This is a genomic window from Methylocella tundrae (assembly GCF_901905185.1).
Taxonomy (GTDB): domain Bacteria; phylum Pseudomonadota; class Alphaproteobacteria; order Rhizobiales; family Beijerinckiaceae; genus Methylocapsa; species Methylocapsa tundrae.
In genome coordinates, this window is the sequence record NZ_CABFMQ020000013.1 from 38,760 (window position 1) to 64,263 (window position 25,504).

Sequence of the window (25,504 nt, forward strand, 5' to 3'; positions counted from 1 at the left end):
GCGGGCGGCCTGGCGGCGCGCGTCCATGATCTTCCCGATCCTTTGTCGTCGGAGCGGGATGGGACCGCGTGTTGAGCTCGATGTCCGCGCGTTCCCCTCGGTTTGGTGCGGCTTAGCCGGGCCAACCGGGCCCCGCAACGGCTACGGGCAACCATTTTCCCCTTCGGCCTGCGGCCGAATTCCTCGCGCAACAAAATGGCCGCCCTCCGCCGTCCTCCGCTGCGCTCCGGCCCACGCTGCCGCCCAATGGCGGCAGTCGAGGGTGCGGCCCCGGTTTATCGACCCGGCTTTTTTGGCCGCACCGAGGGGAACGCGCCGGCATCGAGCCGGCGGCCCCCGGCGCTCCGAAAAAGGATCAAGATCATGGCTTTCAAACGCACCTCCAAGACCGCTTCCGCCAAGGACGCCAAAAAGTCCCGTCCCGCCATCACGATCGAGGCCGCGCGCCTGCTCTGCCCGAACTCTGCTGTCGCCGAATCGGTCGCAAGAACGTTCGCTCGCGATATGCCCGATTTCGAAAGCATCCGCGAGGACCATGAAAAAGCGCTCCGCCAGATGTGGCTCACATTCGACGAGGCCCTCAACGAAAAGGCGGCCCAGATGCACTTTCAGCGCATCACCGGCTCCCTGGTCTCTTCCGCCCTCGGCGCCGGCCGCTTCTACACCGACAAAGTAACGGAGGCCAAGGACGCTACGGCCAAACTCGCCAACGACTTCCGCGACGAGGACCGCGACGCGCCGGTCGGTTTCGACAGCAAGGCCCAACGCATTCGCGAGTTCGCCGCGGATATGGCGATGCAGGCCTACGCGCTGCTCGCCGCCGCCGAGGGCGCGATCAACGCCTACAAGGAAATCACCGGAGAGGACTGGAAGGCCTACGAGTCTCAGGCGCAAGGACCCGCGACGGTCGAACGGCGCTCCGCCGCCGCCGAATTGAGCGCTTTCGAGGGTTGACGCGTCCGGCGGGGACCTTCGGGTCCCCGCCATTCGAATGACATTCGCCGGCTGAATGGCCGCGAGACCGGAGGACACCCGCAATGATCGATTTCAGCAAACTCTCCCGCCCAACGAGCGCCGCCGAACGCGCGCGCGACGAACAGGAACGCATCGCACGCCAGATCGAAGAGGATCTGAAACGGCGCAGCGAATGGAGCCGCAGGAAGGCCATCCTCACGCTAACGTCCGACGCCGAGATCCGGCACACGATGTCCGGCGACCGCATCCTCCGTCTGCGAGGCGACGACGACCGCGGCCGGCCGACCTCGGCGCGCTGGTATTCGCCGGATCATTTCGAGGCGGGCGCCGTCAACGCCCTGCTCGACCAGCTCGTCCAAGGCGCAACGGTGCGCCTCGACGGATATTGAGGCGCGCGCGAATTCGCCGCCCAGTTCATCACAGTCGAGGGCGGCCCCAGAACGCCCTGATCGCCCGCTTCCCGGCGGCCGAGAGGCGCGCGCCGCCCCGTTCTTCCGCGCCATGCCCCACTTAAGCCGAGAAACCCATGAAGATTCGTGCTAGAATACCAGCTATGAACGTCGCCCTGCGCAAACCCATGTCGCTCGCCGAATTCCTCGAATGGGAAAAGCGGCAGCCGATCCGCTATGAGTTCGACGGCGTCGCGCCCCAGGCGATGACCGGCGGAACGGCCGGCCACGCCGACATCCAGGCGAACCTCGCAGCCGCGCTCCGCACTCGACTGCGCGGCAAGCCGTGCAGGTTTTACGGCAGCGATCTCAAGATCCAGGTGGCGGGCGATCATATCCGCTATCCTGACGGGATCGTCGTCTGCACGCCCGTCGAGAGGACGGCCACGATCGTTCATGATCCAGTCGTCATCTTCGAAGTCCTGAGCCCGAGCACCGCAAGCACGGACCGGATCGTTAAGGCCCGTGAATATCAGGCGAAAGATTCCGTCCAGCGCTATGTCATGCTTGAGCAGGACCGCGTCGGCGCCACCGTCTACGCCAGAGCCGGCGATCGCTGGACCTTCGATATTCTCCCCGACGGCGCCATTCTGGCCATGCCGGAAATCGGCGTCGAGTTTGCTCTCGCCGAACTCTACGAGGGTCTCGTCTTCGAACCGCGCGACGACGCCGACGATCGCCCACCGGGCGAAACTGTCAGTTGAACCGCCGTCGATCCACCAATTCAAACTCGCCGATGTCGATGCCAATCATCCTCGGCGCAAAATGCCGGATCGCGCCAAACTCGGCTGGCGACGCTCCGTCCCGCAACGGCGCCCGGCCCAACCTCTCGACGCACGCAAACTCCATGTCAGGCAACGCCCAAAGAACCGCGAGGCTCAAAGCCCGCGCATGGCGCGCCACAGCCTCCCGATCAAATGATCGCAGGTCTGCCCGAATCTCCACCGGAATCTCGACCGTCGACATAAAGCCGTCGCTGCGACGGACCATCACGATCCGATCCAGCTTTTCAGCCTTCCAGACAACGCTCGCAACGGCCCTGTCACGGACTACCTCCACCCCGCGTGACAGGCGCGTAAACTGCGTATTGCCGCTCACCTCAACTCTCCGTCCTTCGCTTCGCGCCGCTCTTTCGATGCAGCAGCCTCGCCGCAATTTTCCACACTCGATTTGATCCCGCTCCCGCCGACCCGACAGATCCAGACCACGCCTCCGTGGCGACGGGCCTATTCCCTCTCCTGGCTGCGCGCCACAAAGCGCCGCGGCTCCGGCCCGACATATTTTCTGTACGCCGCGATCCAATCCTTTCGAATCGCGTCCTGCGCCTCCTTCAGCGGCAAATCCCCAGCGCAGACCTCGCGATGCAGAACATCCTCGAGCGTATCTTTGACCTCGGCATTATACGGTTCCGTCCTGCGGCTCTCGGGCCACAGATTCCTCGGATCATCCGGGGCGCCGCCAAGGGAGATCGGCACCAGGTGGTCGAGCTCGTAATCGCGCCGATCGACGTCAACCAGGCCATAGGATTCAAACACCCGGTTGCGCACGTCGCGATCGTAATGACGGACGCTGGCTGCATAATCCACTTGACACAGCGTCGCCTGATCCACTGCGACAACCACCCCCGGCGTCAGCGTGGGATCCGGCAAGTTCGCATCTTGCGCCTTCGCCACCAGCCAGGTTCCGGCGGCGATTTCGAGCGCCAATACGCCCATAATGACTCGTCGCATGTGCTTCGATCCTCTTGTTCCCCAGCGCCGCATTCGGCGCCCGCGATCATTGCAATCGACCGCGGCGCGAACGCAAAGGCGGTGGTTGACCGTCCTCTCCGCCCTCTCTCTCTTTTTCAACAGGCAAGGTGCGCGCCTGCGCCTCCCCTCAGGCTCTGGGGGAAATTGTCCCTTGCATCGTTCTCCCCCCGCGAGCGGTCGCAAATCCCCGCGTCTCGCCGCTAAGCCGATGCCCCTTGCCTGCAGAAGGCGAAGGCGAGCGCTGTTCGCGTGAATGCCCTGCGCCGCGATCTCAGCGCCAGCCCGCGGGCGGAGGCGCGCCGGCGATCGTCTGCCTCGATTCTCGACGGTTTCGCGCCCCGGAATCGTCGAGACGATGGATCACCCCCGGCGCGCTTCACGCGCCCGGACGTTCCGCGAACAGGTAAGGCGGGATGGTCAAGTCGCGCCTGGCGCGGACGCTCCATGCGACGCCGGCGCGCCGTGAGGCGCATTTCCTTCGTTTCATGGGCCTCTTTTTCTGTCTCGCATTAAACACCGGCAGCTTCCGGCCCATGCCGGCGCGTCCCCTCGTTTCTGCGCGGCCTAGCCGGGCCAACCGGACCCGCAACGGCTGCGGGCAACCATTTTCCCCTTCGGCCTGCGGCCGAATTCCTCGCGAACCAAAATGGCCGCCCTCTCGCCGTCCTCCGCTGCGCTCCGGCCCACGCTGCCGCCAAACGGCGGCAGTCGAGGGTGCGGTCCCGGTTTATCGGCCCGGCTTTTTTGGCCGCACCGAGGGAACACACCGGATGAGCCGGAAGCCCGCGGCGCTAGAGACAGAGGTTAAGTCCCATGAGAAACATCGCAGAATTCGCACTCATCGGCCGCATTGGATCGATCAAGCAGGTTGGCTCCACGATGCGCGTCACCATCGCCTCCAACTATTCGCGGAAGAACAAGACCGGCGAGTGGGTCGACGATGCGCACTGGAATGAAATCACCATCTTCGATGACGGCACGAAAACCTACATCGACAAATATCTCGACAAAGGCGATCTCGTTCACGCCCGCGGCCGCATCCGGCAGGCGAGCTACGAGAAAGACGGCGAGCAGGTCTACACGGTGAACCTCGTCTGCACCCAATTCGCCTGCCTCGCGAGGGCCGACGGCAAGCAGACGGCGGCGCAGGAGCGACCGGCCGGCGCGGCGGCGAACGCCGATCGCGAAGGCGACATTCCCTTCTGATCAAGCGTGGGGAGGCGCAAGCCTCCCCTTTCTTTTTTCCAGTCGCTCAAAGCGCCAGGCCGCGCAAGGAAACACCATGATCCTCTTGATCGTCATCACCGAAATGAATGAACGCACCCACAAGCGCGAACAGATCGTCTCGCACGGAATTATCCTCGAGACCGGCAAGACGATCGCGCTTCCCTGCGAGCATCCAACCCGATTGGGCGGAGTCTTCGATCCCGAACTTGGCGAGTATGTCATCCACGATAAAGCGCCGCCCGCTTCGATCGCGGACGTGCGTCCGCGGCATGGCCGCGCGTCCCCTCGGTTTGGTGCGCCTTAGCCGGGCCAACCCGCATCGCGTTCGCGCCGACACATGTTTATTTCTATTCGGGCCGCGGCCTGAACGCTTCGCCAACCTCATTCAGCGTTCAGATTCAGGCCGCCTTGAACAATCTCGCCAAAAACGAAAGGCATCCGTCGTGATACAAAACAGTGCGAGTCGTCTTCTCGACCAGTTTGTTGTTCGGATGCCGGCCGGCATGAGGGACCGGTTAAAAGCCGCGGCGAAGGCGAACGGCCGCAGCCTGAACGCGGAAATTGTTTCTCGCCTCCAAAACGAACTTCCCTCAATCGCGGAGGCGCTGATTGAAGCGAGCCGGGCTGCCGCGAGATTGGAGGCCGCTATCGCGGCAGCGGGCATGGCCTCGTCCCACCCTGAAGATTAGATCCGAGTGACATCGCCGGCCGCCCGAATCGGAAAGATCGAAGAAGCCCTCTCGAACGCACGCGCGTCCAGACGGGCAGTCTGCATGCAGCTCCTGCAACCGCTTGATTTTAACGGCGCTCCCCTCGCCTCCCTCGAAATCCTCTACAAAGACGCTTGCGATAAAGTCGCCATCCTGGAACAGACCCTTAATGACGCCCTCTTCGCCACACTCTGACTTCAAGAAAGGCGGAGGCTCCCGCGCCTTCGCTTTCCTCCGGAGCCGGTCGACCCGCCGCCATCGAAGGTCTTGCCCGCTGGGACCGGCACCCTCCTACGGGAGCCATTCTGCGAACCACTCTCTCAGAGCTTCCGGAAAATCCTTGACGTCTCGCTTCGCGAGATGATCCAGCCGGCAAGCCGGCACCAGCTGCGCCTGATCCCCGATTTTCAACATGATCGGCGCCGCCGCGCAGCGCTCCAGCGCCTCGGCCGCCGGGCCGTCCTGCCACCCGCGGTATCCGTACCCCAGCGCAACAAGCGCGATGACCGCCGCGCTCACAACGGCCGCATGCCGCCACGCCGACCTGCGGTTGTAGTCCGTCTGTTTCAACACCAGCCATCGCTGGCTGCTGTCCAGCAGCTTATCCGCCATCGTCTTCGCCACGCGGACAATCGCCTGGTCGTATTCGTCCCGCGTCTGCTTCTGCGCGCGCGCCGCCGTCTTGGCCGCTTCCCGCGCGAGTTCGAGCACCTGCTGACCACCGTCAAGCAGCGCTTTCAATCTGCGCAACTCGACTTCGCCCGCTTCTCGCGTTCCCTCCAGAAGCCTTCCCAAATCGGCGATCGTCGCAATGTTCGAGCGGCCTACGGCGCTGATCGCCGCCAGCAGCGCCGAAACAAACTTGCCCTCCAGCTGGTCGACGCTAACGCCCCAATCCCTGGCCGCTTTCTCGACCGCCTGCACATGCGCCTCCAGATCCAGCGCCGGCGCGGTCGGCGCCAATGTTTTCGATCCGCCGCTTTCCATCCACTCCTCCGTTCCACCAGAATGCCGGTCCGCATCATCTACGGCGCGGCTTGCGTATCCTGCCCAGGCGCTCCGGAAAGCTCCGCCGACGACCTGCTGCCCTTTTCGCGTCTCTTCGGCTCCGTTCCGGCCAACATCGTTGCGCTCTCCTGCCGCTCATGCATCTCGGGCAACCAGAGCGGCGGAATCCTCTCGAAAAACAGCCCTGGCAGTTCGTCCTCCCACCACTGGCGAACCCTCACTTTGTCGAAAAGCGACAACGGCTTTCCCCCCGGTTTTGCAAGACCATTCATCGCGTCTTCAAACATCATTCCGCGATCCGTCACCTGCGACATGCAATTCAACCTCGGCATTGTCACGATCCGCGCTCCCTTTCGGACGGCTCTCGCAATCGCCGGCTGGTCCAGGATTTGTGAAAAAGCGACTTCGTTGGACCTGCCCGACAAAACCAGCCCGGAATTCATGACGATCAACGTCGCCTCCGGCGCCAATAACTCGTCCTCGGCGAATCGCTCGAGATAATCGAGATCAGCCAGTTCCGGCCCGATCACATGCACCAAAACGACGCGCACGCCTTCGCCCTCGAGCGTCGCGACGACCGGCACATCCTGAACGAGACGCGCCAAAGGCGTGTCTCCTCCTCCGATGTCAAGCATCGCGTCAAACCGTTCCGTCACGAGCTCGATAAATCGCTCCTCGAGCCACGCCTTGATGTCTTCCGGATCCAACGACTTCGGCTGTCGCGCATCTCCGTGAAAAATCGACATGTTATATGTCGTATTCAGCTTATCCGCGTCCCAGATTTGAAATTCTGCGCCGTGTGCGCGCAGAAATTGCGCCGTCGTATTCAGAAACGACGTCTTCCCCACGCGCTGACGCCCAACAACGATCATCAAGATCGGCAGGCGTTCAGCACTCGAATATTTCCGTTCCATTGCGTTAAAACCTCTTGTTTGGTTTCGGGGTATTATGTTTGTCGGTTCGCGCGAACTCCGCCCTCACGCCCAGCAATTGCGTTTTGAGATTGTTGCGCTCTTCATCCGTTAAACCTTCCTCTTCCCATGGTTCTATCTTGCCGCCTGGCTCCCCCGCCGGAACTAGCGCCCTCGACGCCGACGCCATTACAGCGCTTCGCGCCGAAGATTTCTCCACCAGCGCCGGCCCATAGGTTCCTCGCCATTGCGACGGCATGTTTCCGCGCGGATTGGACGCTCTGTTCGCGGCCCGCGCCGCCTCCGCCGCCGCGCGCCGCTCCGCAAGGCGCGCTCTCGCCTTGCGAACGCGCCACCATGTTTTCTGCGCAGTTTGCTCCGTGGCCGGCTTGCCATTGACATCCGCCAGTCCCAGTGCGGCGAATTGGCCGCAAAGCTCGCCCCACCGAAGACCCAACCCGGTCTCGCCCTCCGCCTCAACAAGTTCGTCATGGTTTTCAAGAAGCCACCAGAACAACGACGAACGCACTTTCGGCCGCGCGACCATCTCCAGAATTCTGTCTTTGCCTTTCCGATCAGAACTCATGATCCAATCCTAATGGCGCCCGACGCGAACGGGATCCGTCGCCTCCTGCCCGCACCCCAGCGTCTCCATCACTGGCGCGAAAGACTCTTTCATTTCCCGAAGCCACAGCGCGATTAACTGACGCGCCACAGGCCCGAGGGGCGGCCGCCTATCTGGCCGCCCGCGCATAGCGTCGATTATCCCGACTCGGAGGGCGCTTATCGCCTGTACGCCATCAAGCATCGGCATAACGACCTGTTTGGCCCCACGCCGCAGCGCCGCCTCCCACGCAGGATGCTCCATCATTTCCCGCAAGCCCCGTTCAACCGATTGGCCCCGTGAAACGACCCCCGCGTTCCGCACAAGAATTGTCGCCGCCGGCGCAATCAAGCGCTCGACGTGCTGCAAATAGGCGAAGTCTCCGTGATCCCGGCCGAGCAAATGAACCGCTACAGGCTCTATCCCCTGATGCTCCAAAAAATCCGTAAGAGGCAAAGTGTCCGTGAGTTCCTTCAGCGGAAAGGCCGCCGCGCCAAAATCAACGACGGCGTTCGCCTTTTTCTCTCTCTGCAAACCAACTATTCTTCCGATCCAGTCGATGATGTCATCTTCATAGCCGCCAGCCAGTGATATTGCGTCCGGGTAAAACGGGGCCAGCGACGGATTAATCAGATCCGCATCAGCGACGATCATCACCTGACCGCGCGAACGCGCCTCATCAACCAGCCACCTCGCCCAAAGGCTCTTGCCGCTCGCGCCGCGCCCGAAGGTCATAATCAGCTTCGGGCGTGCGTCGCGCCGCGCCCAGCCGCTCTCGCCCTCCGCCGCGACTTGAGCTAAATCGCTAGTATAAGCATTCATGTCAGGATCCCTCCCGCTTCGAACGAGAGCCATCCCAACACCCCGCCGCGCGAACGCCTCGAAAAATGTCGCACCAACGCGAGAATATTTTCGCAGGCATTTTCCGCCTTCCGGCGCGCGCCCGCCGCCTCGTGGCGGGAAAATCCCGGACGCCTCCCAGACAGACCCCGGACGCTCCACTGACAGCGCCCGGACGGCCGGCGGACAGCAAAAAACGAAGAAAACAAGCTACATGGACCAATGCACCATTAGTGCGGGGCCGCTCGCTGCGCTTGCTGCCCCCTGCGCCTCCGGCGCGCGCGCTTCGCGCGAAAAAAACAACAACACGCGCAACAGGAAAGCCGCCGCCGGGGCAAAGACCGGCGCGCCTCCGCGCCCGGCGCGCGTTCTTCTCTCCAGATTGCGGTGCAGGTGGCCCTAGGAAGGCGCCAGAGGCGAACCGCGGGTTTTGCAGCTGGGAAACCAACGCGTGGCTTCCCGCCACTCCATGGGCCTCGCAGGGCGTCCGGTGCGGCAACGGCGGCGCGCGCTTTGCCCCCTCCCCGGATAGCGCGCATCGGCGCCGGCCGCGGCGGGCGGCATAGCTGTTTTGCGTTCGCGCCAGCGTGCGCCAGCCTCGTCAAATCAGCGGCCGGTAGGGCGCGGCAGCGGCCCGGCGAGGCTTCGGCCAACACCCGTGCATCGCGCCGTGATCGCTGACTAACCGATTGAACTTACAACAAAGGGACAATTCAGATGGACGACCAGAATACCCAGGCGACCCCCTCTCAAACGGAGGGCCTGCCGGTCGAATTCAAGTTCGAGGGCCACGTCGTGCGGACGGTCTCGAAAGACGATGAGACCTGGTTTGTGGCTGCCGATGTCTGCGAGGTGCTCGAGCTCACGGACACGGGGAAGACCGTCGAGCGACTCGACGACGATGAAAAGGGTACGAATACTATTCGTACCCTTGGTGGCCCCCAAAACCTTCTGACCGTCAATGAGTCGGGTCTCTACAACCTCATTTTCACGAGCCGCAAGCCTGAGGCGCGCAAGTTTCGCAAATGGGTCACGAACGAGGTCCTGCCGACGATCCGCAAGACCGGCCTATATGAGACAGAAAAAGCCGACGCGGCGCCACAAATAGACGCGTTCCGGGACGGCGTCGACGTACACCTGCCGTACCCAGGCAGATATACCGTCACTGTATTACTGGACGGGCAGGCGCATATTTACAGAAATGAATTCGCATCGTTGCAGAAGGAATCGAATGAGGTTGACTTCGCTCTTCTCTGCCACACGCTGAAAAGCATCGAAGCCTTATGGCAAAAGCTTCAGCACTTGCATTCCTTGCGAATTGAACCCTCCAACGGATTCGCCCTGAACACGCTCAACTCAACGATCTTGCTCGGCGCGGAAACCGCAGACCACTTTCTTGGCACGGCTGATCTCAGGAAATGGGACACAACTTGAACGTCCCGGGGAACTTTTGCCCGTCGCCCGCCCGGCGGGCGACAAGCGGCCTCAAACGTCCCACGGACGAGGCGCCGCGCGCCGGAAGGGCCTGTGCGACAAGGCCGGCCTGATTTCGCATTCGCGCCGGCGGGCGCCAGCCTTCCCCGCTAGCATCCGAAAAGAGCGGCAAGCGCCCGGCTTGGGCGATTGCGCCGCATTCATTTAAGGTCTGAGGCATGCTGGTTAACTCACTGTTACTAATGTCAGGAACCAGAACTATGGATGACCAGAATACGCAACCAGACGCTTCTAGAGTCGAAACTCTGCCGGTCGCATTCAAATTCGAAAATCACACCGTGAGAATGATTTCAAAGCGCGACGAAATATGGTTCGTCGCCGCAGACGTCTGCGAGGTGCTCGAACTCAAGAATACGAGCCAAGTCATCTCGCGCCTCGATAATGATGAGAAGGGGGTCCACACTGTGGAGACCCTTCGTGGCGCACAGGAACTCGGCGTTGTCAACGAATCGGGTCTCTACAGCTTGATCTTCACCAGTCGCAAGCCTGAGTCGAAAAAATTTCGGAAATGGGTGACGAACGAGGTTCTTCCCTCAATCCGCGAGACCGGGCGATACGAAACCGGCCACCAGGCCGCCATCGAGCACGCACAACGCCGTTTCCAGGACATCTATTCCGGCGACTTCGTAGACCCCGACGCTCTGCTTCAGATTCTGTTCGGGGCGAGGATTCCTTTCTCGGGCCACGAGAAATTCCGCTTTCTCGCAGGGCCCGCTTGCGCGGGCCTCGGTCTACGCGACCCCGCCGCCGCCCTTGACCGCATCCCCGACTCAGAACAGGGAACCGTCACCATTTACACGTCGCATGGCCCGGAACAATTGCCCGCCATCACAGAAGCCGCGATGTACTACCTCGCCTTCACGCCAAGAAACCGTCCTGACGTCATCGATTGCGCCCGCGACGGCCATGGCGCCGGCATCCAGAGACCGTTCGACGGCGACGATCACATCGACGGTTTGAACCTTCGCCTTTTGTCCGTGCTGACCACAAAACTCGACTTTCACTGGGCCTATTTTCGACCCCGGCATCCAGCGCTCGACGATGCCGGCCCCCTGCTGCGGGACTTTGAGTCGACGCTGCAAGCCGCGGCGACTCTCGCCGCGCAATATGCTGAACTGGGCTTCGATCCGCCAACCCGCACGATATGAGCGCCGAGCCGCACAAGGGAGCGCCAGCCCGACTCGGCAAGGCGCTCCTCCCCCCGCCAAACTGATTTCCCGTTCGCGCGGCGCGCCCGCACGCTCCGATCCGATGGATGCAAACGTCCACGGATATGGAGAACAAGATGCAAGCCGACGCCCGCGCCCTCGCGGCAATCGCCGATGCCCTCGACAGGATTGCCCAAAAACTCGAAGTCATGGATCGCGCCCAGGACGCCCTGCTCGTCAACGGCCACTCGCTGCAGGATCAGCAGCAAACGCTGATGGGGCTCCTGACCCGCCTCGTCGAATTGGTCACGCCGCAGGAGGCCGAACAGGAAGGACCCACCCTGTCCGACCTCCTCGCGCGGATGATCGCGCAGCAGGGCGCGCTGTACGACCTCCAGAGACATACCCTCGACGCCATCATGCGGCTCGAGCAGCGCCGGCCTGAGGCGACGCCGGGCAGCGCGCAATGATGAATTTCAGGAAAGTCGCGGCCGATTCGGACGGCGCCGAAATCCGCCGCTACCTGACCCAGGGCGCGCCGCAGCAGGACCCGGTCAGGGCGATCGACCGCGCCGGCCGGCAGCTTGAGTCCGGCGAACGCCTCACCGAATATTACACAGGTCGCGACGAACGCGCGAGCTGGCGGCCCGACATGCCGGCCGCCGTAGCCGCAGCGCTCGGGATCAAAGACCATCGACAGGCCGCGCGAGACGCCGAGCTCGATCCTCTGTTCGAGGCCAGGCGCGCCGACAATGGCGAGGCCTGGTCGGAGCACCAGCGCAAAAACAGCGGCTTCGATTTTGTGTTTTCGCCGCATAAATCCGTGTCGCTCGCGGCCGAGTTCGCATCGACCCCATCGGAGGCCGCGGCGATCCGTCAGGCCGTCATGTCCGCCAATGACGACGCCCTGCGCTATCTCGCCGACGACCTCGCCTGGGCGCGCAAAGGCCACGCCGGCGAAAAAGGCTCCGAGCATGGCGAAATCGGCTGGGTCACCTTCGCCCATGACGCCGCGCGGCCGACCCTCGCCGTCCAGAACGGCCCGGATGGGGCCACCTATCTGATCGAGGCGCCGATCGCCGGCGATCCGCATTACCACCTGCATAATTTTGTGCCGAACCTCGTCGTCACCAAAGACGGCCGGATCGGCTCCATCGACGCGCGCGCCCTGACGCCGGCCAAGGTCCACGAATATGGCGCTTACTTCCAGGCGAAGCTCGCCGACCGGTTGCGCGAGCTCGGCATCCGCACCGGCTACGACGCCGAGGAACAGGCCGTCGTCGTCGCCGCCATACCCGACGCGGCGGTCTCCCTGTTCAGCAAGCGGGACCGGCAGGTCATCGGCGATGCAAGAAAGTTCGCCCGCGAGAACGGCATCGAATGGGACGAACTCAGCGTCGAGCGGAAACGGCAGCTGCTGCACGAGGCCAGCGCCGACGGCCGCCTCGGCAAGACCAAGGAGGACGCGCACGAGGTTTGGCGCCAGCAGGCGGCCGATCTCGGCTGGACCCACGACACGGTCCTGAACGAAACCCAGCATCCGGTCTGGACGGACGAACAGCGCCACGACATCGCCTATCGATACGCGGCGGCATCTATCTCGCGGGAATTCCAGACGGCGGCCGTCATCGACTACGAAAAGCTCCGCGTTCACGCCACGCGCGGGCTCATCGCCGCAGGCGTCAGCGGCGGCCGCGACGACGTCGACCGCGTCGTCGACATCATCGAGGAGAGTGGCATTAGGCATAACGGCGTCCCGGTCTCCCTCATCAAGGGCCTCCTCGACGACAAGATGCGCGTCACCCATACCGAACAGATCCGCATCGAACAGAGCCTCTCCGAAGCGGCCCGCCGGGCGTCCCTCGACCGGTCCAGAACCCTTTCGGAGCAAGAGATCCGGCGCGGCATCGCCTCCATTGAAGTGGCCGACCCCGGCGTCCGCTTCAGCGAAGAGCAGACGGCGGCGATTTACGCGCTTGGGCGCGGCGGCAAGCTCTCCCTGCTCACCGGCGTCGCCGGCGCCGGCAAAACCACGCTGCTGCGGCCCCTCGCCCGCGCCTGGAAGGACGCGGGCAATGCGTTGACCGGAATGGCCACCGCCTGGCGGCAGGCTGACGCGCTGAAAGACGCCGAGATCGAGGACACCTGGGCCCTGCAACCCCTCCTGGACGCAATCGACAAAGGGGAATTCCAGCCGAACGCCAGCACCGTCCTCATCATCGACGAAGTCAGCCAGATCGCGCCCCGGCCAATGCTGCGGCTTCTGAAACTGCAGGCCGAGACCGGGATGACGATCAAAATGCTGGGCGACCGCGAGCAGGTCCAGTCCATAGAGGCCGGCGACACGATCGAGCTGCTGCGCCGGGTCCTGCCGAAATCGGCGCTGCCCGAAGTTCTGACCGCCATGCGCCAGACAAGCGCGCGCGACCAGAAAATAGCCTCCCTTTTCCGCGACGGCGACGCCGAGACCGCCTTCGAGATGAAGCGCGAGGATGGAACCGCGCATCTCATCGAGGGCGATTACGACCAGGTGGTCAAGAAAATCGCCGACCTTTACATCGATCGCACCGACGCTCTCCGCGCCGCCGACAAGCGTGCCGGCGTCACCATAACGACGCTCACCAACGCAGAGGCGGGCGACATCAGCCAGGCCATCCGCGAGCGGCTGATCGCACGCGGCCAGATCGGCTCGGACCAGACAGTCCATAGGGCGGTCTATTATCGCGGCGACAAGCCCGAGTTTTGCAATTTGCCGATCGCGACGGGCGACAAGCTCCGCCTCTATCGGAAGACGATGGCGGACATCGACGGCGTTCGTCGCTCGATCGGCAACAATGGCGACATCGTCGAAGTCACGGGCAAGACAGACACGGGACTGATCCTGCGCAACGAGCGCGGGCAGGCCGCCGAAGTCGACTGGAAGCGGCTTACTGACAAGGATACCGGGCGACTCCTGCTTGGCTTCGGCCGCGCCTTCACGGTCGACGCCGCCCAGGGCATGAGCACGAGGGGCGAGCACATCAACGCGCTGCCGCATGGCACGGGGAACGCAAACGCCTTCAAGATGTACACCGCCGAAAGCCGCGCGACCGGCCAGACCCATACGATGATCGCCAGGGCGGCCGTGCTTGGCGCCGTCCGTAGGACCATGGCGCTCGGCGACGCGACGCCCATCACCGACGAGGACCTCTGGGACAGGGTGGCCAGGGATACCTCAGAAAAACCCTACAAGGCTCTCGGCATCGATCTGGCCGCCAAGGCGCGGGGACGACAGGAGGACGGTGTCAGCGCGGGCCTCGGTTCTCATCACAAGATCGACACGGCCGGGCTATCAACGACAGACATCGGCCGCAAAATCCGCGCGGCGTTCGACGCCGGCGCCGCCCGCGATGCGTTCGCCCGCCGCCGCGAGGACCTCGAGACTCTGCTTCAGCGCGCCGCCGAGGCCCTGAGGCAGGCCGCGCAACTCGCCAAGGACCATCTGGCCGGGCGCCGCGCCAGTGCCCCGGACGGCGGCCCGCGACCCGGTCCCGCGGCCGCGACGCCGGCTCCGCGGCGATCCCCGCCGTCGCCAGGAAGGTGACGGCCTCAACGACGACCGACTTGCACGTGGATCACGAGTCAGAAACTCCGACGGCTGGAAATGCCGCTGGTTACTCGTCAGTTCAAACGCCGCCTAACGACCGGAAAGCGGCATCGCGCTCAAAACTCCCGATGACGACTCGTGAAACGAAGCGGAATTCGCAATGGATAACAAAAAAGAATCGGACTCGCGAACCCTTTCGCCAAATCCGGGCCTCTCTTTCTTGTGAGAGACCCTCATCTCACGGTTGGAGATACAACATGTTTTACGTTAAAAATGTTCCGGCGACGGAACGGGTGCTTCGCGTTCTCATGGGAGTTGCGGCTCTCGCCGCCGCAGTCGCCTACTTCGGCTCGACGCCGATCGGATGGGGGGTCGGCGCGATGGGCATGATGGCGGCAGTCACCGGACTCGTCGGATTCTGTCCGGCATGCGCTCTGGTTGGGCGGAAGCTGGACAAACGAGCCTGAACATGACCGCGCTGACCGACCGGACCAGCCTGATCATCGCCGCCCGGAGCGGCGATGAAAGCTCGCTCAACCGGCTGTTGCGGGAATGCCGGGCCGATATCCGGCGCTACGCCCAGCGGCATTGCGAGATGAGCGAGGTCGACGATGCGGTTCAGGAAACGCTCCTCATCGTTGCGCGACGCATCCGCTCGCTGAAGGCGGCGACATCCTTCGCGGGGTGGCTGTTTACGGTTGTGCGGCGCGAGTGCCGGCGCCTCACGCGAAGCATGTTTCACCATGAGGATTGGACCGACGAGAGGATCGAGGCGCAACTGGCGAGCCGCTCGGACGACGCATTGCGCCTCGAACTGGCGTCGGCGCTTGAGTCGCTGCCGCCCCATTATCTCGAGATCGTGCTTCTGAGGGATTTCGAGGAACTGTCGATCTCCGAGATCAGCGAGCGGCTTGGCGCGCCGGCCAGCGTCGTCAAGAGCCGCCTTCATCGCGCCCGCGTCCTTGTCCGGGAATACCTCATCGGCGCCGACGATGGCGCCGCGGGTCCAATGCTCCGGGGGCCTTGAAAGCGATTTCGGTGAACTTTCCCTCTCGTCGCGCACTTCTTTCAGGGCTGGGCGCACTGGTCAGTATGTCGAGCGCGAAGAGCGCGACTTCGCCTGTCCTTGACGCCCCTACATTGTTCCGGACGGTCCGTTCCCAGTTTACGCTCATCGAACCCGCCGTCGCTCTGTCGCCAACTCGCATCCAGCGAATCGATGGCAAGCTGGTCGATCTCTCGTTGTTTCGTAGCAAGGCGATTCTCGTAAACTTTTGGGCGACATGGTGTCCGTCTTGCGCCCGCGAGCTTCCGCTGCTTCAGCGGCTTAGCGAGATCGTCCCAACGGAGCCACTCGAAATCGTTGCGGTATCGATCGACTCTTCCGGACCGGACGTCGTGAAGCGCTTTTTGAGGCGCCTCCAGATCGAGCAATTGCCGATCTACCTCGACCCCGAGGGACGGCTTGCAAGAAACGTCGATGGCGAAGGGACCGCTCCTTTCGTCCTTTATGGGATGCCGATCTCCTATCTTGTCGATCGCTATGGCCGGATTGCCGGATATCTCGTCGGGGAGGCGGATTGGTCCTCCGCGGAGGGATTGAAGCTCCTGCGTTATTATACGGCCGCATGAGATAACCCGCGCCGCGCACCTAAAGGATGGGGATCTATTTGGCCGCACCAGAGCGAGTCATCCGACGCCAATGACTGTTCATGAAACGAAGCAGATATTTCTGTCCGCGGGATTTCCAAGAAGGGGGTTTTTAGCCAGTCCGCTCGCCGGGCCTGCAATATGGAAAGCAGCCATTCTGTCTATGGCGTAGCTGGGCCGAATCCGGCCCGTCTGCTTCGGAGTGAACGACGGAGAAAGCAGGCCATCGTCGATCGCCGTGATGGCCGTTGCTGTCAATTCAAAGCTGACGTATGCCCGGTAGCCGAGATTTGCCGCGTGAGTTTGCGTCGATCAATGATCGCGGGAATGACGCCGGTGTCTCGCCGCCAGAACCTCGCTGGCTTGGCCCCGTTGGCATCACTGTCGACGTGTATCAATTGGCCGGATAGACTCACTGTTGGCGTATGAGCCTGCCCGAAGACAGACGATGGGACCGAATATGCTCAAAGGGAACGGCCCGCCGAAAGAGAATCCAGAGGACAAGTGGATCATCAATCCACGCTGGTTCCGTCACTTGGCGCCTCCGGAACTACTCCCGTACCACGGGACGTTTGATTTTCTGTATCGGGAGTGGCTCGGCCGCGAGCTCGCCTGGCAGCGCGAGACCGGCCGGGTGTTCCAAGTTCAGCCGATGCAAATCGTCGCCAGCATTCTGCGTGGGGAAAAGTTGCAGGTGCCGCTTGGCGATCCTATCCCTACCATCGAGATGTTGATCGAAATCCATCCGGACGGGTCGCGCATCGCCAAGGTCCTGCCGCGATGGCTACAGCGTAGAGTGACCCAAGATGACATCAAGCGGCACGAGCGGGCCCGCGTCCGCAGCAACGAACCCGTTCCCGACTTCTTGACGTCCAATCCGACGCTAATAATGGAGGCATCCCGTTTTGATCAGGCCGCTGGGACGTATCTTGGCGTCCGCAACGTGTTTGTCGTGCCGGCACATTTTCTCATCAAGCCGCGCCTAGGTCTGCCCATCGTTGGGCCTAAGCCCTACACCGTCTACTGTCATACCTTCGGCGATGCGGAGGATGAAGGGGCCGCCAACTACTTTTATTACGGAATCACTCAGCGATCGTGGCAAGAACGCTGGGCCGAACACGCCCGGGCTATCAATACCGGGTCGCGGCTCAAATTTCATAAGGTGTTTCGCGAGGAGGTTGCTGGCGGCAAAGTGACTTTTATCGGACACGACGTGGTCCATGTCGCCGACAGCATTGATGAGCTTTACGGCTGGGAGGAGGACTTGGTTGCAGCCGCCTGGGGAGACCCAATGCTCCTCAACATGATCCCGGGCGGCAACGCCGGCATCGCCTACATGGCCAAGCACGGTATGCTCGGCCGCCACACTACAGTGCGCCCCGACCAGCGGGACAAGCTCCTCGATGAGTGGATCACCAAGCATAGCCGTGCCGGCTTGCCGGCACCCTGGGTGGCGGAACGCTGGCAGAATCCGGAATGGGCCTCATCATTCGTCTGCACCGGCGTTGGCCGTCTCACTGAACAGCAGATTCGGCATATTCGGACCCTTGGCGAACAGGGTATATCAGTCGAGGAAATCCGCAATCTCGCCAACGCCAGGACTCTCGATCAAGTCAGAGGGGTGCTGTCAGGCAGGACTTACAGTCGAGTAATCTAGCTCCGCCTGTCAGGTCGGCAAACTTCTCCTGCGCGACCCCCCGCATCGATCAAGACGCTGAAATAGCCGGACCCGAACGACGTGAACGTGCCATCCACCTAGCCCCGCCGGCAAAGCGGCGTACGGGCATGTCCGCTTCTGGGGCGTCGGCTAAGATTGCTGGATGACCGGGACGGGCGCGGAGCCGTCGGCGGCTAACCGGGCTGAACGTCCGCTCCAGAGATCGCGTAACGGACTGACCCATGGCGCGTCACCTCAACACTTGGCGAACAAGGTCGTGGGCGACCTCCCGGCCGATGCCCCAGCCGAAGCCACGCAGAATCGACGCCGCCAGCCCATGACCGTTACCCGAGACGAGAGCAAACATCGCGAGGCCCGCGACGATCCCGAACAACGCGTATCTCATAGGCTCGCTCCGATTCTCGAGAAGATGCCGGCCGCCTCCAGCGCCTCACGCAGGACTGCCGCCGAATAGTCCCGCTTCGCCGCCACCCGCACGAGAGGCAACCCGATCTCTCCGAACAGGCTGTTGACGAAGGCGTCCCTCTCCCGCCGCTCCTGGCGGAAATGCGACCGATCATCGACCTCGATCGCCGCGAGGAGTTCGAAGGTCAGCGACGAGCAGACGACGAAATCGATGCTCTTCCCGGCGACCCTGTAGAGGGCGGCCTGTCTTTTCGCCCCGCCGACCCTCGGATTGACATCGACGATCTCCGCCAGCCGCACTTGCGGACAGACTAGATAGCCATCTCCAAGAGCGCGACGGAGGGCGCTGAAGAAGCATTTTTCGTTCGGGCTCAGAAATCTTCCGCGACAGTAGAGGCTCCGCATTCCGCCGCTGGACAACGCGCTGGCCACGCAGATCGCCAGAAATCCCAGGGCGAAGATGCACGCCGCCGTTCCGACATAGGGACCGAACGCCGCGACAAACGGAGACAGAAGATCGGGAGCCTCACCCATCAAAATCACCTCGAAATTCCGGCGCTCTTCATTGTGCGCCCCGCTTCCTCAATCACATGCTCAGGCCCCGGCGCGGTTTTCGCGCTCTCTACGCCGACGATCAGGGCCTCGATTTCTTCCAAAAGCTTCGTCTCGTTCTCTGGTCCAGCGCGCGTCGCTTCAAGCGATCTCAGCACCGACTCTCTGCCTGCCGCCACGCTAAGCGCGGCGGCCCGCGCTTCCTCTTCCGAAGCGCCTGCCGATGTTTCGATCTCGACCAGCGTCGCCAACACCTTCGCATCAACCGGGCCGGTGGGTGGCGCGTCATCGGCGGGCGCCCCGCGCGCCTCCCCCAATCCAAATTCCAGCATGCGCGAAAACGGCGTCAGCTTCTCTCCCGGCGCCGTCGGCAGAGCGAAGAGGACGGCGCCGGCCGCCTTGATCGCGGCGGCGACGCACGCCTCCGCGTTTTCGCCGCGGGCCGCCGCGCCGGCGAAGGCGTCGAGCATCGCGCCCAGCGTGGCCGAGCGCGGCGCGCGCGATCCAGCGTCCGCCAGGCCTTGCTCAATCGCGCCGATCAAGGCGTCGATCTTCTCGCATTCCGCCATGATCACGATGGGATCGGGGGACGCCATCGGCAGCGGCCGGTTGAGCCGCAACGGCCCCGACGTATCGACCGCCGCATAAAACAATTTCGCGTAGATCCGGCGCCCGCCGAACAGGATGATCGCCTCACCTTCGATCAGCCTCTGCAAGTCGCTCCAGTCGACCCGCGACACTTCGCGGAGATCGGCGTGCTGCGCCTCCGAATATTCGCCGCCGCTGCCGCCCTGATAGCTCGTCGCCTGCGACACATAGGTCGTGCCGGCGGTCTCTTCGATCCATTGCCGGGTCCTGTTCGCGTCCTGCTGGCGCATCGCCACGGTGAGATTGGCGTTGCCGAGCAGCGATTGCGTCTTCTCCCCGAGCCGCGCCCAAATCCCCGACACCTCCTGGAAACCAAGCCAGAACATGAAGTTCAGGCCGCGCCCCATCGCCAGCATCCGGTCCATGCCGCTCGTCGCGTAATAGGCGACCTCGTCCAGCACCACATGGAACGGCGCGGCGCCCATGCCCGGCTTGTTGGCGACAATGTCCCCATAATCGCCCTCGAGCCGCGATCCCAGCATTTGCGCCATCATGCCGCGCAACGACGCGACCACGATCTTGCCGAGAGCCGCCAGCCTGTCGTCCGAGCTCTCCAGTGCCGGCAGATTGACCACCAGGATGCGCCGGTTCAGGACGACGTCGCGCATGTCGACGTCGCTTTGCTCGACCTTGAAGATATGGCCAAGCGACACCCCGAGCAGCTCGAAGGTCCGGGTAAAATAAAAGACGGCGTAGCCATGCTGCCGCGAGGGCTCCTCGGTTTTCTGCTGGTTCCAGTCCAGCGTCATGTCGTAGGCCGGCAGCTCGCCGAGATAAGCCTTGAGCGGATAGATGATATCCTCCGGAATTCCCGGCACATCGATATCGCGGACCTCTCCCGTCGCCGGATCGCGCAGCTCGAACTGCTTCTTCATCGCGATCTTCCAGATGCCGCGCAGCTCGAACGACATGCGAATGGTGTCGATGTTCAGCGCGACGCCCTTGTTGTCGCGCATCCAAACGAGAACCGGCGCCATGGTGCCGACGAGGGCCACGGCGCGGTCGCGAAAGACCTGATTGGAGTCGCCGCTGGCCGACTCGCCCAATTGGCTGGTCAGCATTTCGCCGATCGCATCGGCGTTGCCGACCGCGAAGGGGTTGAACGTATTGCTCTCCTTGGCCCCGCTCGCCACCATGAAGTTGAGGCAGAGCACATCGTCCTCCCGGCCGAACCGCCGCGCGAGAGCCAACACCTCCCCGTAAAGCTTGTTGTCCGCCTTGCCGTCGACCAGCACGAACCCGCTCGCATGGCTCAGCGCATTGGCGAGGAAGCTGACGATCGCGGTCGTCTTGCCGGCGCCGGTCGTCCCTGGAACCGTCGCGTGCTGGCGCGCGTCATCCGGGGAAATCCACAATTCCCGGCGATCGAGATCCCGCCCCAGATAAATCGCGCCGGCGGCCATGCGCGGACGCCGGTCGGACGGGTCGGGATAATTCCAGTCTTTCATGCGCGCGCTTTGCGGCAGGCGCATCGGCAGCGTCACGCGCCGCGTCAGCACCACGGCCGCGTAAAGCATGGAGCCGGGCGCGAGAACATCGACCAAAGCCGGTTCGACGAACATCGCGATCGCGGCGCCGGACAGGAACAATCCCGACGCCTCGCTCATCAACGCGTCCCAAAGGCGCGTCGTGAGGGGACGGATGTCGCGCAGACGTTGCGCCCCGACGCGCTCATACCGGTCCTGCGGACCTACGATATCCCTTCGGATCATGGGGCCTCCCGCGAACGCGGCGCGGCTTAGTTGAGGCCGAAGGCAGACGGCGCTGCCGGTGCGCCTGCGCTAGGCGCACCGGGCGCGGGAGTAACCCGCGGGGCTTCCAGAAGCTCTCGCGGCAGCTCCGCCGCTACCGGCTTTGAGGCCGGAGCGGAGTCGCCCGCGGCGGCGCTTCGGGTTGCGGGGGCGATCACGGGCCCGGCCGGCGGAAAGGCGGCGCCGGCGCCCCCGGCTTTGTAGGCGAAGACGATAACGAGCCCTACGATCGCCGCGATCGCGCTCTTCCCGAGAAAGCCGCTCTTCCGCCCCGCCTCCGCGCTCGAGCTCTGGCGCGGGAGCGGCGCCTCAATATCATCGACGACAGTTTCAAATTGAGGATAGGTGGCGCGCGTCCGGAGCGGATCGATCATCAAATGCAGATGCACGTCGAGATGAATTGCGATCCGCTCCTTGTCCTCGGCGCAAGACTCGCCGACGCACATGTTTCCCTCGGTCATCGATCATCCTCCTGCTATTCTTGGCAGAGGATTGCGCGGCGCGGCGCGAACGCGAAACGGAAGGTCATGAATAGCGCGGCGCATGGCCGTCGATCGAGGGGCGGGCCGAAAGGCGATTTCGGCTTCGCGTCAGGACTTCCCGGCGGCCCCCCGGATCGCCGCCACCGCCCGATCGATCGAGGGCGAGGCCAGGGGCCTCCCCACGAGCCATTCCGCCGCCCAATGGTCCCGCGCCCCGATCGCTTCGACCCTCTGGCTCGGATGCGGATGCGCGCGCGGACCGTCGATCTCGAATCCCAGCGAATGCAGGGCGTACCAGAGGCGGCGATCGACGAGCTTCAGAAAAGCGAATTGCGCCGGCGCCAACACGCCGCCTCTGAGCCGCGCCGCGTTCAGGGCGCTCATCAATCCCGGCGTCGTGAAGAAATGCGCCGTCATCGTTTCGAGAACCGGCGTTGCGACGTCCTTGTCCCCGAGCCAGCGATCCGCGGCGGCGACGACATGCGCCGGAAACGCGAGAGCCTCGTCCGGGCCCGCTCGCCCCTCCCGCTTCGACGTCCCCAGCGATTCGGACATCTCGCCGAGAAGAGCGAGGGCTTCGCCGCGCTTGCGCGCGCCGTGCAGCGCGATCGCGGCGAGGATGCAGCGCACATGCGGCCGCGCGCGTTCGGGGCCGCGCCAGGCCTCGGCGAGCTGGCGCGTGAGTTCGATGCGCGCGGCGGCTTCGTCGAACGCCCCGTCTTCTCCCGTGGCCCAAACGGCGATCCATTCCGGCGCGGTGAGGGCGGCGTCGGCGGGACGCGGCGCGCCCTTGCGCAGCGGCGACAAGGCCAGCCGCCGCCCGACGAAGGCGGCGATGCTTCGAAAGGCTTTGGTCTGCTCCGCGATCAGCCCTTCGAGATCGAGAGCCCGCGTAAAGCGCGCGGGCGCCGCCCGCCGGAAACAGACCGCGGCCAGGACGAGAACCAGGCCCATCGCCGGAATAAGAAAAAACCGGCCGATTTCCCGCAGCAGATGGATGAGCTGCGCAAAGGTCACCAGATCCGGGTTCGCCGCCAGAACCTGCGCATCGGCTCTGTCGAATCGATCCGTGAATTGATGGATGATCCGCATCTGCCAATGCGCGGCCTGCATCGCGACGCGGCTGATCTCGCCGTGATGGAAATACCACGCCGCCCAGGCCAGAGCCGCGAGGCCGGCCAGGATGACGATGAGATAAAATCCGGTGTATTCGTCGCGCCCGCGCGACATCGAGGATGGCGAGGACGCCATGGCCTACCTCCCGTCCATCGCGTTGGACTCCGCCATTTCCGCCGCCGCCTGGCGGCTCAACCGAATCGCATGCGCCAGCACCTTCTGGAGATAATCGGTTTTGTATTTTTCGGTGTGCGAATGATAAAGCGCCACGCCCTCCCAGAAATCGCCATGCGCTTCGTCAATCGCCTGACGCAGGATCCAGGCGCCGCCCTCGATGTTGGCGCAAAAATTATCGCGCAGGGCATAAAAGGTCGCCTCAGCGGAGGCCCGCCAATGCGCGGCGATCTTTCCGATCCAGCTATCGTTGACCTGCATCGGTCCGATGTCGACGGTCTTGTTCGCATTCTGGCTGACCTTGCCGAGACTTCCGGCTTCGACATTCAACAAAATGACAAGGACCCCCGGCGGCAGCTGATACAGGTTCGCCGCCGCCAGCAGGCATGCGCCGACAAAACTTCCGCCCGACGCATCGTCGGCGGCGCGCGCCGGCGGGCTCCCGATCGCCGCCTCCATGAGCACCATCACGAGAGCCGCCAGAAGAAGACGCCTCATCGCGATCTCCGCTCTTTCGCCTGGATGCGCGCGACGGCGTCGTCGAAGACGCGGCCGAGCTCTGCTGCCATGATGCCCTGCTCCGTCGTCGCCTGAGAGATCGCCTCCATTACGGCGAGCAGCAGGGCGCTGAATTTGCCGGCGCCGATCTCCTTGACGCGCCAGCTGAAATAGGCGCCGAGATCCTTCTCCAGCAAAAGTCCGAAGGACTGTCCGGTGGCGTCGCACCACAGCGCCTCGCCGGCCGACAGAAATATCGGCAGCAACCCGTCGATCGCGGCGGCGCTGTCGGGCGGCACGATCACCGACGCGCCATTCGCCTTGTCCTCGAGAATTATCGGACGGCCGGACTGGACCAGCAGCGTCTGCAAAACATCCGAAACATATTGGAGATCGAGCGGCCGAGTCACGCAAGCCTCCGCCGCTTCCAGGAGGGGACCGCCGGCCGCAACGGGCCGATGAACAGCCGCCGCAGGGTCCGCAACGTCGCCGGAACCGTCAGCCCGGCCCAGCTGATGACGGAGAAGAAGACGATCCCGGTCGCCGCGATGTAGAACGTCGTCCACGACCAGTAGACGACAAAGACGAGCAGCGGGAGACACGCCCGCGCATCGAGAATAAGCACTTTCACCGGACGCCCCGTATCACGCCACATCTTTGATCCTCATTTCAGCTCGCGCCGCACATCGTCGGCGGCCTCTTTGGTGATTCTCTCCTCGCGCAGGGCGATCTCGATCGCCCTCTCGTAGGATTGCCCCTGCGTCTCGACCGCCTCCCGCGTCACCCGCGGCCATTGATCGACCGGCGCGTCGGTCAGCCGCGCGCGCAATTTTTCGTCGAATGCCAGAAACTCCCGAAGCGCGGTTCTCTTGCCGTCGGTCGATTTGACGAGGCGCTGATTGACGATGAGATGCAGCGACTGCGCCGCCGCGACAGTCAGACTCTCGCGCTCCTCGAGCGGACACAGAACGGCGATGCGCTGCATCGTCGCCGCGACATTCTTGGCGTGCGTCGTCGTGATCGTCGAATGGCCCGAGATCGCGGCGTTGATCGTCTCCTTCATGGTCACGCCGTCGCGGCACTCGCCGACGATGATGTCGGTCGGATGGCGCCGCATCGCGCCGCGCATGAACGCCTCGAACGACTTCAGATTGCGCGGTATTTCGCTTTGGCTGATCGACGAATGCGGGCTTTTCACGCGGTCCAGCAGAAACTCGATCGGCGCGGCGCATTCGAGAATGTTGCGATGCTTGTTCGGGTCGAGCAGCTTCGCCACCGTCATGCCGCCGATCAGCGTCGACTTTCCCGATCCCGTCGCGCCCGAGACCATGACGAGGCCTTCGCGCGGATGATAGGACTCCAGAATCTCCGGCTCGACGTTCTGGACTTCGAGCGGCGGCGGCAAATCCTTGACCGGCCGGATCGACACGTCGACGCCGTCGCCGCGGCTGGTCACGGTCGAAGTGGCGTTGACGCGAAAGCGCAGCGTCTCCGTGCGGCTGAGGCCGATCACATACATGACATCGAAATCGTGACCGCCCTGAAGCCGCGCCATTCCGTCCGCGCCGTAAAGATGGTTGACGATCAGCGACGCCTCCGCCTCGTCCAGCGGCAGCCGCGGAATGCGGTAATTGTCGTCGTAGAGCGTGAACTGCGCCTGGCTCCAGGTTTTGAACTTGATCTCCTCGGCGCCGAGTCCGTGCGCCCAGGCCATGAAGGAATCGAGGCCCGGCGCATGCTGGCGCGGCTGCGACACCCAGCGCTCGCCCTCGTCCCGCCAAACGAGCTTGTCCGAGGGCTTCGCCGCGCCGATATCCGACAGATCGAGCATGACCAACCCCTTCGAG

30 protein-coding genes are annotated in these 25,504 nt (G+C 63.6%); 15 read left to right on the top strand and 15 right to left on the bottom strand.

Features of this window, described 5'->3' with window-relative positions:
• Positions 1-363: 363 nt before the first annotated feature.
• The 3 genes from MPC4_RS03175 to MPC4_RS03185 all read left to right on the top strand — a co-directional run bounded on the left by MPC4_RS03175 (position 364) and on the right by MPC4_RS03185 (position 2,128).
• A complete protein-coding gene (locus MPC4_RS03175) occupies positions 364-954 on the top strand; it encodes a hypothetical protein (protein WP_244628819.1) in 591 nt (196 codons plus the stop codon).
• An 83-nt stretch (positions 955-1,037) separates the two neighbouring features.
• The gene (locus MPC4_RS03180) at positions 1,038-1,364 is read left to right on the top strand and encodes a hypothetical protein (RefSeq protein ID WP_174511243.1); all 327 of its coding nucleotides are present in this window, start codon (positions 1,038-1,040) and stop codon (positions 1,362-1,364) included.
• Positions 1,365-1,528: 164 nt separating this feature from the next.
• Positions 1,529-2,128, top strand: coding sequence for a Uma2 family endonuclease (locus MPC4_RS03185; RefSeq protein WP_174511244.1), 600 nt, complete (start codon positions 1,529-1,531; stop codon positions 2,126-2,128).
• On the opposite strand, the gene MPC4_RS03190 is transcribed toward MPC4_RS03185, so the two are convergent.
• Positions 2,121-2,522, bottom strand: a complete 402-nt coding sequence (locus tag MPC4_RS03190) for a hypothetical protein (RefSeq protein ID WP_174511245.1) — start codon at positions 2,520-2,522, stop codon at positions 2,121-2,123. The two genes, MPC4_RS03185 and MPC4_RS03190, sit on opposite strands and share 8 nt — an antisense overlap.
• A 128-nt stretch (positions 2,523-2,650) precedes the next feature.
• Positions 2,651-3,130, bottom strand: coding sequence for an HNH endonuclease (locus MPC4_RS03195; RefSeq protein WP_174511246.1), 480 nt, complete (start codon positions 3,128-3,130; stop codon positions 2,651-2,653).
• A gap of 858 nt (positions 3,131-3,988) precedes the next feature.
• Between MPC4_RS03195 and MPC4_RS03200 the strand changes: the two genes are divergently transcribed.
• The 4 genes from MPC4_RS03200 to MPC4_RS21450 all read left to right on the top strand — a co-directional run bounded on the left by MPC4_RS03200 (position 3,989) and on the right by MPC4_RS21450 (position 5,307).
• A complete protein-coding gene (locus MPC4_RS03200; protein ID WP_174511247.1) occupies positions 3,989-4,381 on the top strand; it encodes a single-stranded DNA-binding protein in 393 nt (130 codons plus the stop codon).
• 76 nt (positions 4,382-4,457) lie between these two features.
• Entirely contained in the window at positions 4,458-4,706 is a 249-nt protein-coding gene (locus MPC4_RS03205; RefSeq protein WP_174511248.1) for a hypothetical protein, read from the top strand.
• Complete coding sequence (locus tag MPC4_RS03210) at positions 4,672-5,091, top strand: Arc family DNA-binding protein (protein WP_174511249.1); 420 nt, start codon at positions 4,672-4,674, stop codon at positions 5,089-5,091. Before MPC4_RS03205 ends, MPC4_RS03210 begins: the two co-directional genes overlap by 35 nt.
• A gap of 84 nt (positions 5,092-5,175) precedes the next feature.
• Complete coding sequence (locus tag MPC4_RS21450) at positions 5,176-5,307, top strand: hypothetical protein (RefSeq protein ID WP_280514715.1); 132 nt, start codon at positions 5,176-5,178, stop codon at positions 5,305-5,307.
• Positions 5,308-5,403: 96 nt separating this feature from the next.
• Here MPC4_RS21450 and MPC4_RS03215 read toward each other — a convergent pair whose 3' ends face one another.
• The 4 genes from MPC4_RS03215 to MPC4_RS03230 are packed head-to-tail and all read right to left on the bottom strand — an operon-like array spanning position 5,404 to position 8,457.
• Positions 5,404-6,099 carry a hypothetical protein gene (locus MPC4_RS03215; RefSeq protein ID WP_174511250.1) on the bottom strand — a complete coding sequence of 232 codons (696 nt, stop codon included), beginning with the start codon at positions 6,097-6,099 and terminating at the stop codon, positions 5,404-5,406.
• Positions 6,100-6,137: 38 nt separating this feature from the next.
• A complete protein-coding gene (locus MPC4_RS03220) occupies positions 6,138-7,034 on the bottom strand; it encodes a P-loop NTPase family protein (protein WP_174511251.1) in 897 nt (298 codons plus the stop codon).
• Positions 7,035-7,038: 4 nt separating this feature from the next.
• The gene (locus MPC4_RS03225) at positions 7,039-7,617 is read right to left on the bottom strand and encodes a hypothetical protein (RefSeq protein WP_174511252.1); all 579 of its coding nucleotides are present in this window, start codon (positions 7,615-7,617) and stop codon (positions 7,039-7,041) included.
• A gap of 9 nt (positions 7,618-7,626) precedes the next feature.
• Positions 7,627-8,457, bottom strand: coding sequence for a hypothetical protein (locus MPC4_RS03230; protein ID WP_174511253.1), 831 nt, complete (start codon positions 8,455-8,457; stop codon positions 7,627-7,629).
• Between the two features lie 735 nt (positions 8,458-9,192).
• On the opposite strand from MPC4_RS03230, the gene MPC4_RS03235 reads away from it, so the two are divergent.
• The 8 genes from MPC4_RS03235 to MPC4_RS03270 all read left to right on the top strand — a co-directional run bounded on the left by MPC4_RS03235 (position 9,193) and on the right by MPC4_RS03270 (position 18,010).
• Positions 9,193-9,909 (top strand): BRO-N domain-containing protein, encoded by a 717-nt coding sequence (locus MPC4_RS03235; protein WP_174511254.1) that lies wholly within the window; start codon positions 9,193-9,195, stop codon positions 9,907-9,909.
• A gap of 260 nt (positions 9,910-10,169) precedes the next feature.
• Positions 10,170-11,117, top strand: coding sequence for a BRO-N domain-containing protein (locus MPC4_RS03240; protein ID WP_210253585.1), 948 nt, complete (start codon positions 10,170-10,172; stop codon positions 11,115-11,117).
• A gap of 137 nt (positions 11,118-11,254) precedes the next feature.
• Positions 11,255-11,587: a hypothetical protein gene (locus MPC4_RS03245; protein ID WP_174511255.1), complete on the top strand. Its 333-nt coding sequence runs from the start codon at positions 11,255-11,257 to the stop codon at positions 11,585-11,587.
• A complete protein-coding gene (gene mobF, locus MPC4_RS03250) occupies positions 11,584-14,700 on the top strand; it encodes a MobF family relaxase (protein ID WP_174511256.1) in 3,117 nt (1,038 codons plus the stop codon). The genes MPC4_RS03245 and mobF overlap by 4 nt, the downstream gene beginning before the upstream one ends.
• 260 nt (positions 14,701-14,960) lie before the next feature.
• Positions 14,961-15,170: a YgaP family membrane protein gene (locus tag MPC4_RS03255; protein ID WP_174511257.1), complete on the top strand. Its 210-nt coding sequence runs from the start codon at positions 14,961-14,963 to the stop codon at positions 15,168-15,170.
• A gap of 2 nt (positions 15,171-15,172) precedes the next feature.
• Positions 15,173-15,730 carry an RNA polymerase sigma factor gene (locus MPC4_RS03260; RefSeq protein ID WP_174511258.1) on the top strand — a complete coding sequence of 186 codons (558 nt, stop codon included), beginning with the start codon at positions 15,173-15,175 and terminating at the stop codon, positions 15,728-15,730.
• A 65-nt stretch (positions 15,731-15,795) separates the two neighbouring features.
• A complete protein-coding gene (locus tag MPC4_RS03265) occupies positions 15,796-16,335 on the top strand; it encodes a TlpA disulfide reductase family protein (RefSeq protein WP_174511259.1) in 540 nt (179 codons plus the stop codon).
• 478 nt (positions 16,336-16,813) lie between these two features.
• The gene (locus MPC4_RS03270; RefSeq protein ID WP_174511260.1) at positions 16,814-18,010 is read left to right on the top strand and encodes a GIY-YIG nuclease family protein; all 1,197 of its coding nucleotides are present in this window, start codon (positions 16,814-16,816) and stop codon (positions 18,008-18,010) included.
• A 250-nt stretch (positions 18,011-18,260) separates the two neighbouring features.
• Here MPC4_RS03270 and MPC4_RS03275 read toward each other — a convergent pair whose 3' ends face one another.
• The 9 genes from MPC4_RS03275 to MPC4_RS03315 all read right to left on the bottom strand — a co-directional run bounded on the left by MPC4_RS03275 (position 18,261) and on the right by MPC4_RS03315 (position 25,488).
• Positions 18,261-18,416 (bottom strand): hypothetical protein, encoded by a 156-nt coding sequence (locus MPC4_RS03275; protein WP_174511261.1) that lies wholly within the window; start codon positions 18,414-18,416, stop codon positions 18,261-18,263.
• Positions 18,413-18,970, bottom strand: a complete 558-nt coding sequence (locus tag MPC4_RS03280; protein WP_174511262.1) for a DUF2726 domain-containing protein — start codon at positions 18,968-18,970, stop codon at positions 18,413-18,415. Before MPC4_RS03280 ends, MPC4_RS03275 begins: the two co-directional genes overlap by 4 nt.
• 5 nt (positions 18,971-18,975) lie before the next feature.
• Positions 18,976-21,348 (bottom strand): type IV secretory system conjugative DNA transfer family protein, encoded by a 2,373-nt coding sequence (locus MPC4_RS03285; protein WP_174511263.1) that lies wholly within the window; start codon positions 21,346-21,348, stop codon positions 18,976-18,978.
• Between the two features lie 26 nt (positions 21,349-21,374).
• Positions 21,375-21,848: a hypothetical protein gene (locus MPC4_RS03290; RefSeq protein ID WP_174511264.1), complete on the bottom strand. Its 474-nt coding sequence runs from the start codon at positions 21,846-21,848 to the stop codon at positions 21,375-21,377.
• A 129-nt stretch (positions 21,849-21,977) separates the two neighbouring features.
• The gene (locus MPC4_RS03295; RefSeq protein WP_244628820.1) at positions 21,978-23,120 is read right to left on the bottom strand and encodes a secretion/conjugation apparatus DotM-related subunit; all 1,143 of its coding nucleotides are present in this window, start codon (positions 23,118-23,120) and stop codon (positions 21,978-21,980) included.
• 3 nt (positions 23,121-23,123) lie between these two features.
• Positions 23,124-23,657, bottom strand: coding sequence for a lytic transglycosylase domain-containing protein (locus MPC4_RS03300; RefSeq protein ID WP_174511265.1), 534 nt, complete (start codon positions 23,655-23,657; stop codon positions 23,124-23,126).
• Positions 23,654-24,067 (bottom strand): hypothetical protein, encoded by a 414-nt coding sequence (locus MPC4_RS03305; protein WP_174511266.1) that lies wholly within the window; start codon positions 24,065-24,067, stop codon positions 23,654-23,656. Before MPC4_RS03305 ends, MPC4_RS03300 begins: the two co-directional genes overlap by 4 nt.
• Positions 24,064-24,312, bottom strand: a complete 249-nt coding sequence (gene icmT / locus MPC4_RS03310; protein WP_174511267.1) for an IcmT/TraK family protein — start codon at positions 24,310-24,312, stop codon at positions 24,064-24,066. Before icmT ends, MPC4_RS03305 begins: the two co-directional genes overlap by 4 nt.
• Before the next feature lie 9 nt (positions 24,313-24,321).
• Entirely contained in the window at positions 24,322-25,488 is a 1,167-nt protein-coding gene (locus tag MPC4_RS03315; RefSeq protein WP_174511268.1) for a type IV pilus twitching motility protein PilT, read from the bottom strand.
• Positions 25,489-25,504: the final 16 nt, after the last annotated feature.

Bases quoted from the DNA above. Each gene is read 5' to 3' on its own strand.
- MPC4_RS03255 (WP_174511257.1), top strand. From the start codon at position 14,961: ATGTTTTACGTTAAAAATGTTCCGGCGACGGAACGGGTGCTTCGCGTT.
- MPC4_RS03290 (WP_174511264.1), bottom strand. From the start codon at position 21,848: ATGACCGAGGGAAACATGTGCGTCGGCGAGTCTTGCGCCGAGGACAAG.
- icmT (WP_174511267.1), bottom strand. From the start codon at position 24,312: ATGTGGCGTGATACGGGGCGTCCGGTGAAAGTGCTTATTCTCGATGCG.
- MPC4_RS03280 (WP_174511262.1), bottom strand. From the start codon at position 18,970: ATGGGTGAGGCTCCCGATCTTCTGTCTCCGTTTGTCGCGGCGTTCGGT.
- MPC4_RS03210 (WP_174511249.1), top strand. From the start codon at position 4,672: ATGGCCGCGCGTCCCCTCGGTTTGGTGCGCCTTAGCCGGGCCAACCCG.
- MPC4_RS03200 (WP_174511247.1), top strand. From the start codon at position 3,989: ATGAGAAACATCGCAGAATTCGCACTCATCGGCCGCATTGGATCGATC.
- MPC4_RS03270 (WP_174511260.1), top strand. From the start codon at position 16,814: ATGCTCAAAGGGAACGGCCCGCCGAAAGAGAATCCAGAGGACAAGTGG.
- MPC4_RS03230 (WP_174511253.1), bottom strand. From the start codon at position 8,457: ATGAATGCTTATACTAGCGATTTAGCTCAAGTCGCGGCGGAGGGCGAG.
- MPC4_RS03225 (WP_174511252.1), bottom strand. From the start codon at position 7,617: ATGAGTTCTGATCGGAAAGGCAAAGACAGAATTCTGGAGATGGTCGCG.
- MPC4_RS03185 (WP_174511244.1), top strand. From the start codon at position 1,529: ATGAACGTCGCCCTGCGCAAACCCATGTCGCTCGCCGAATTCCTCGAA.
- MPC4_RS03295 (WP_244628820.1), bottom strand. From the start codon at position 23,120: ATGGCGTCCTCGCCATCCTCGATGTCGCGCGGGCGCGACGAATACACC.
- MPC4_RS03175 (WP_244628819.1), top strand. From the start codon at position 364: ATGGCTTTCAAACGCACCTCCAAGACCGCTTCCGCCAAGGACGCCAAA.
- MPC4_RS03180 (WP_174511243.1), top strand. From the start codon at position 1,038: ATGATCGATTTCAGCAAACTCTCCCGCCCAACGAGCGCCGCCGAACGC.
- MPC4_RS03215 (WP_174511250.1), bottom strand. From the start codon at position 6,099: ATGGAAAGCGGCGGATCGAAAACATTGGCGCCGACCGCGCCGGCGCTG.
- MPC4_RS03300 (WP_174511265.1), bottom strand. From the start codon at position 23,657: ATGAGGCGTCTTCTTCTGGCGGCTCTCGTGATGGTGCTCATGGAGGCG.
- MPC4_RS03245 (WP_174511255.1), top strand. From the start codon at position 11,255: ATGCAAGCCGACGCCCGCGCCCTCGCGGCAATCGCCGATGCCCTCGAC.
- MPC4_RS03265 (WP_174511259.1), top strand. From the start codon at position 15,796: ATGTCGAGCGCGAAGAGCGCGACTTCGCCTGTCCTTGACGCCCCTACA.
- MPC4_RS21450 (WP_280514715.1), top strand. From the start codon at position 5,176: ATGCAGCTCCTGCAACCGCTTGATTTTAACGGCGCTCCCCTCGCCTCC.
- MPC4_RS03240 (WP_210253585.1), top strand. From the start codon at position 10,170: ATGGATGACCAGAATACGCAACCAGACGCTTCTAGAGTCGAAACTCTG.
- MPC4_RS03275 (WP_174511261.1), bottom strand. From the start codon at position 18,416: ATGAGATACGCGTTGTTCGGGATCGTCGCGGGCCTCGCGATGTTTGCT.
- mobF (WP_174511256.1), top strand. From the start codon at position 11,584: ATGATGAATTTCAGGAAAGTCGCGGCCGATTCGGACGGCGCCGAAATC.
- MPC4_RS03260 (WP_174511258.1), top strand. From the start codon at position 15,173: ATGACCGCGCTGACCGACCGGACCAGCCTGATCATCGCCGCCCGGAGC.
- MPC4_RS03285 (WP_174511263.1), bottom strand. From the start codon at position 21,348: ATGATCCGAAGGGATATCGTAGGTCCGCAGGACCGGTATGAGCGCGTC.
- MPC4_RS03205 (WP_174511248.1), top strand. From the start codon at position 4,458: ATGATCCTCTTGATCGTCATCACCGAAATGAATGAACGCACCCACAAG.
- MPC4_RS03235 (WP_174511254.1), top strand. From the start codon at position 9,193: ATGGACGACCAGAATACCCAGGCGACCCCCTCTCAAACGGAGGGCCTG.
- MPC4_RS03315 (WP_174511268.1), bottom strand. From the start codon at position 25,488: ATGCTCGATCTGTCGGATATCGGCGCGGCGAAGCCCTCGGACAAGCTC.
- MPC4_RS03220 (WP_174511251.1), bottom strand. From the start codon at position 7,034: ATGGAACGGAAATATTCGAGTGCTGAACGCCTGCCGATCTTGATGATC.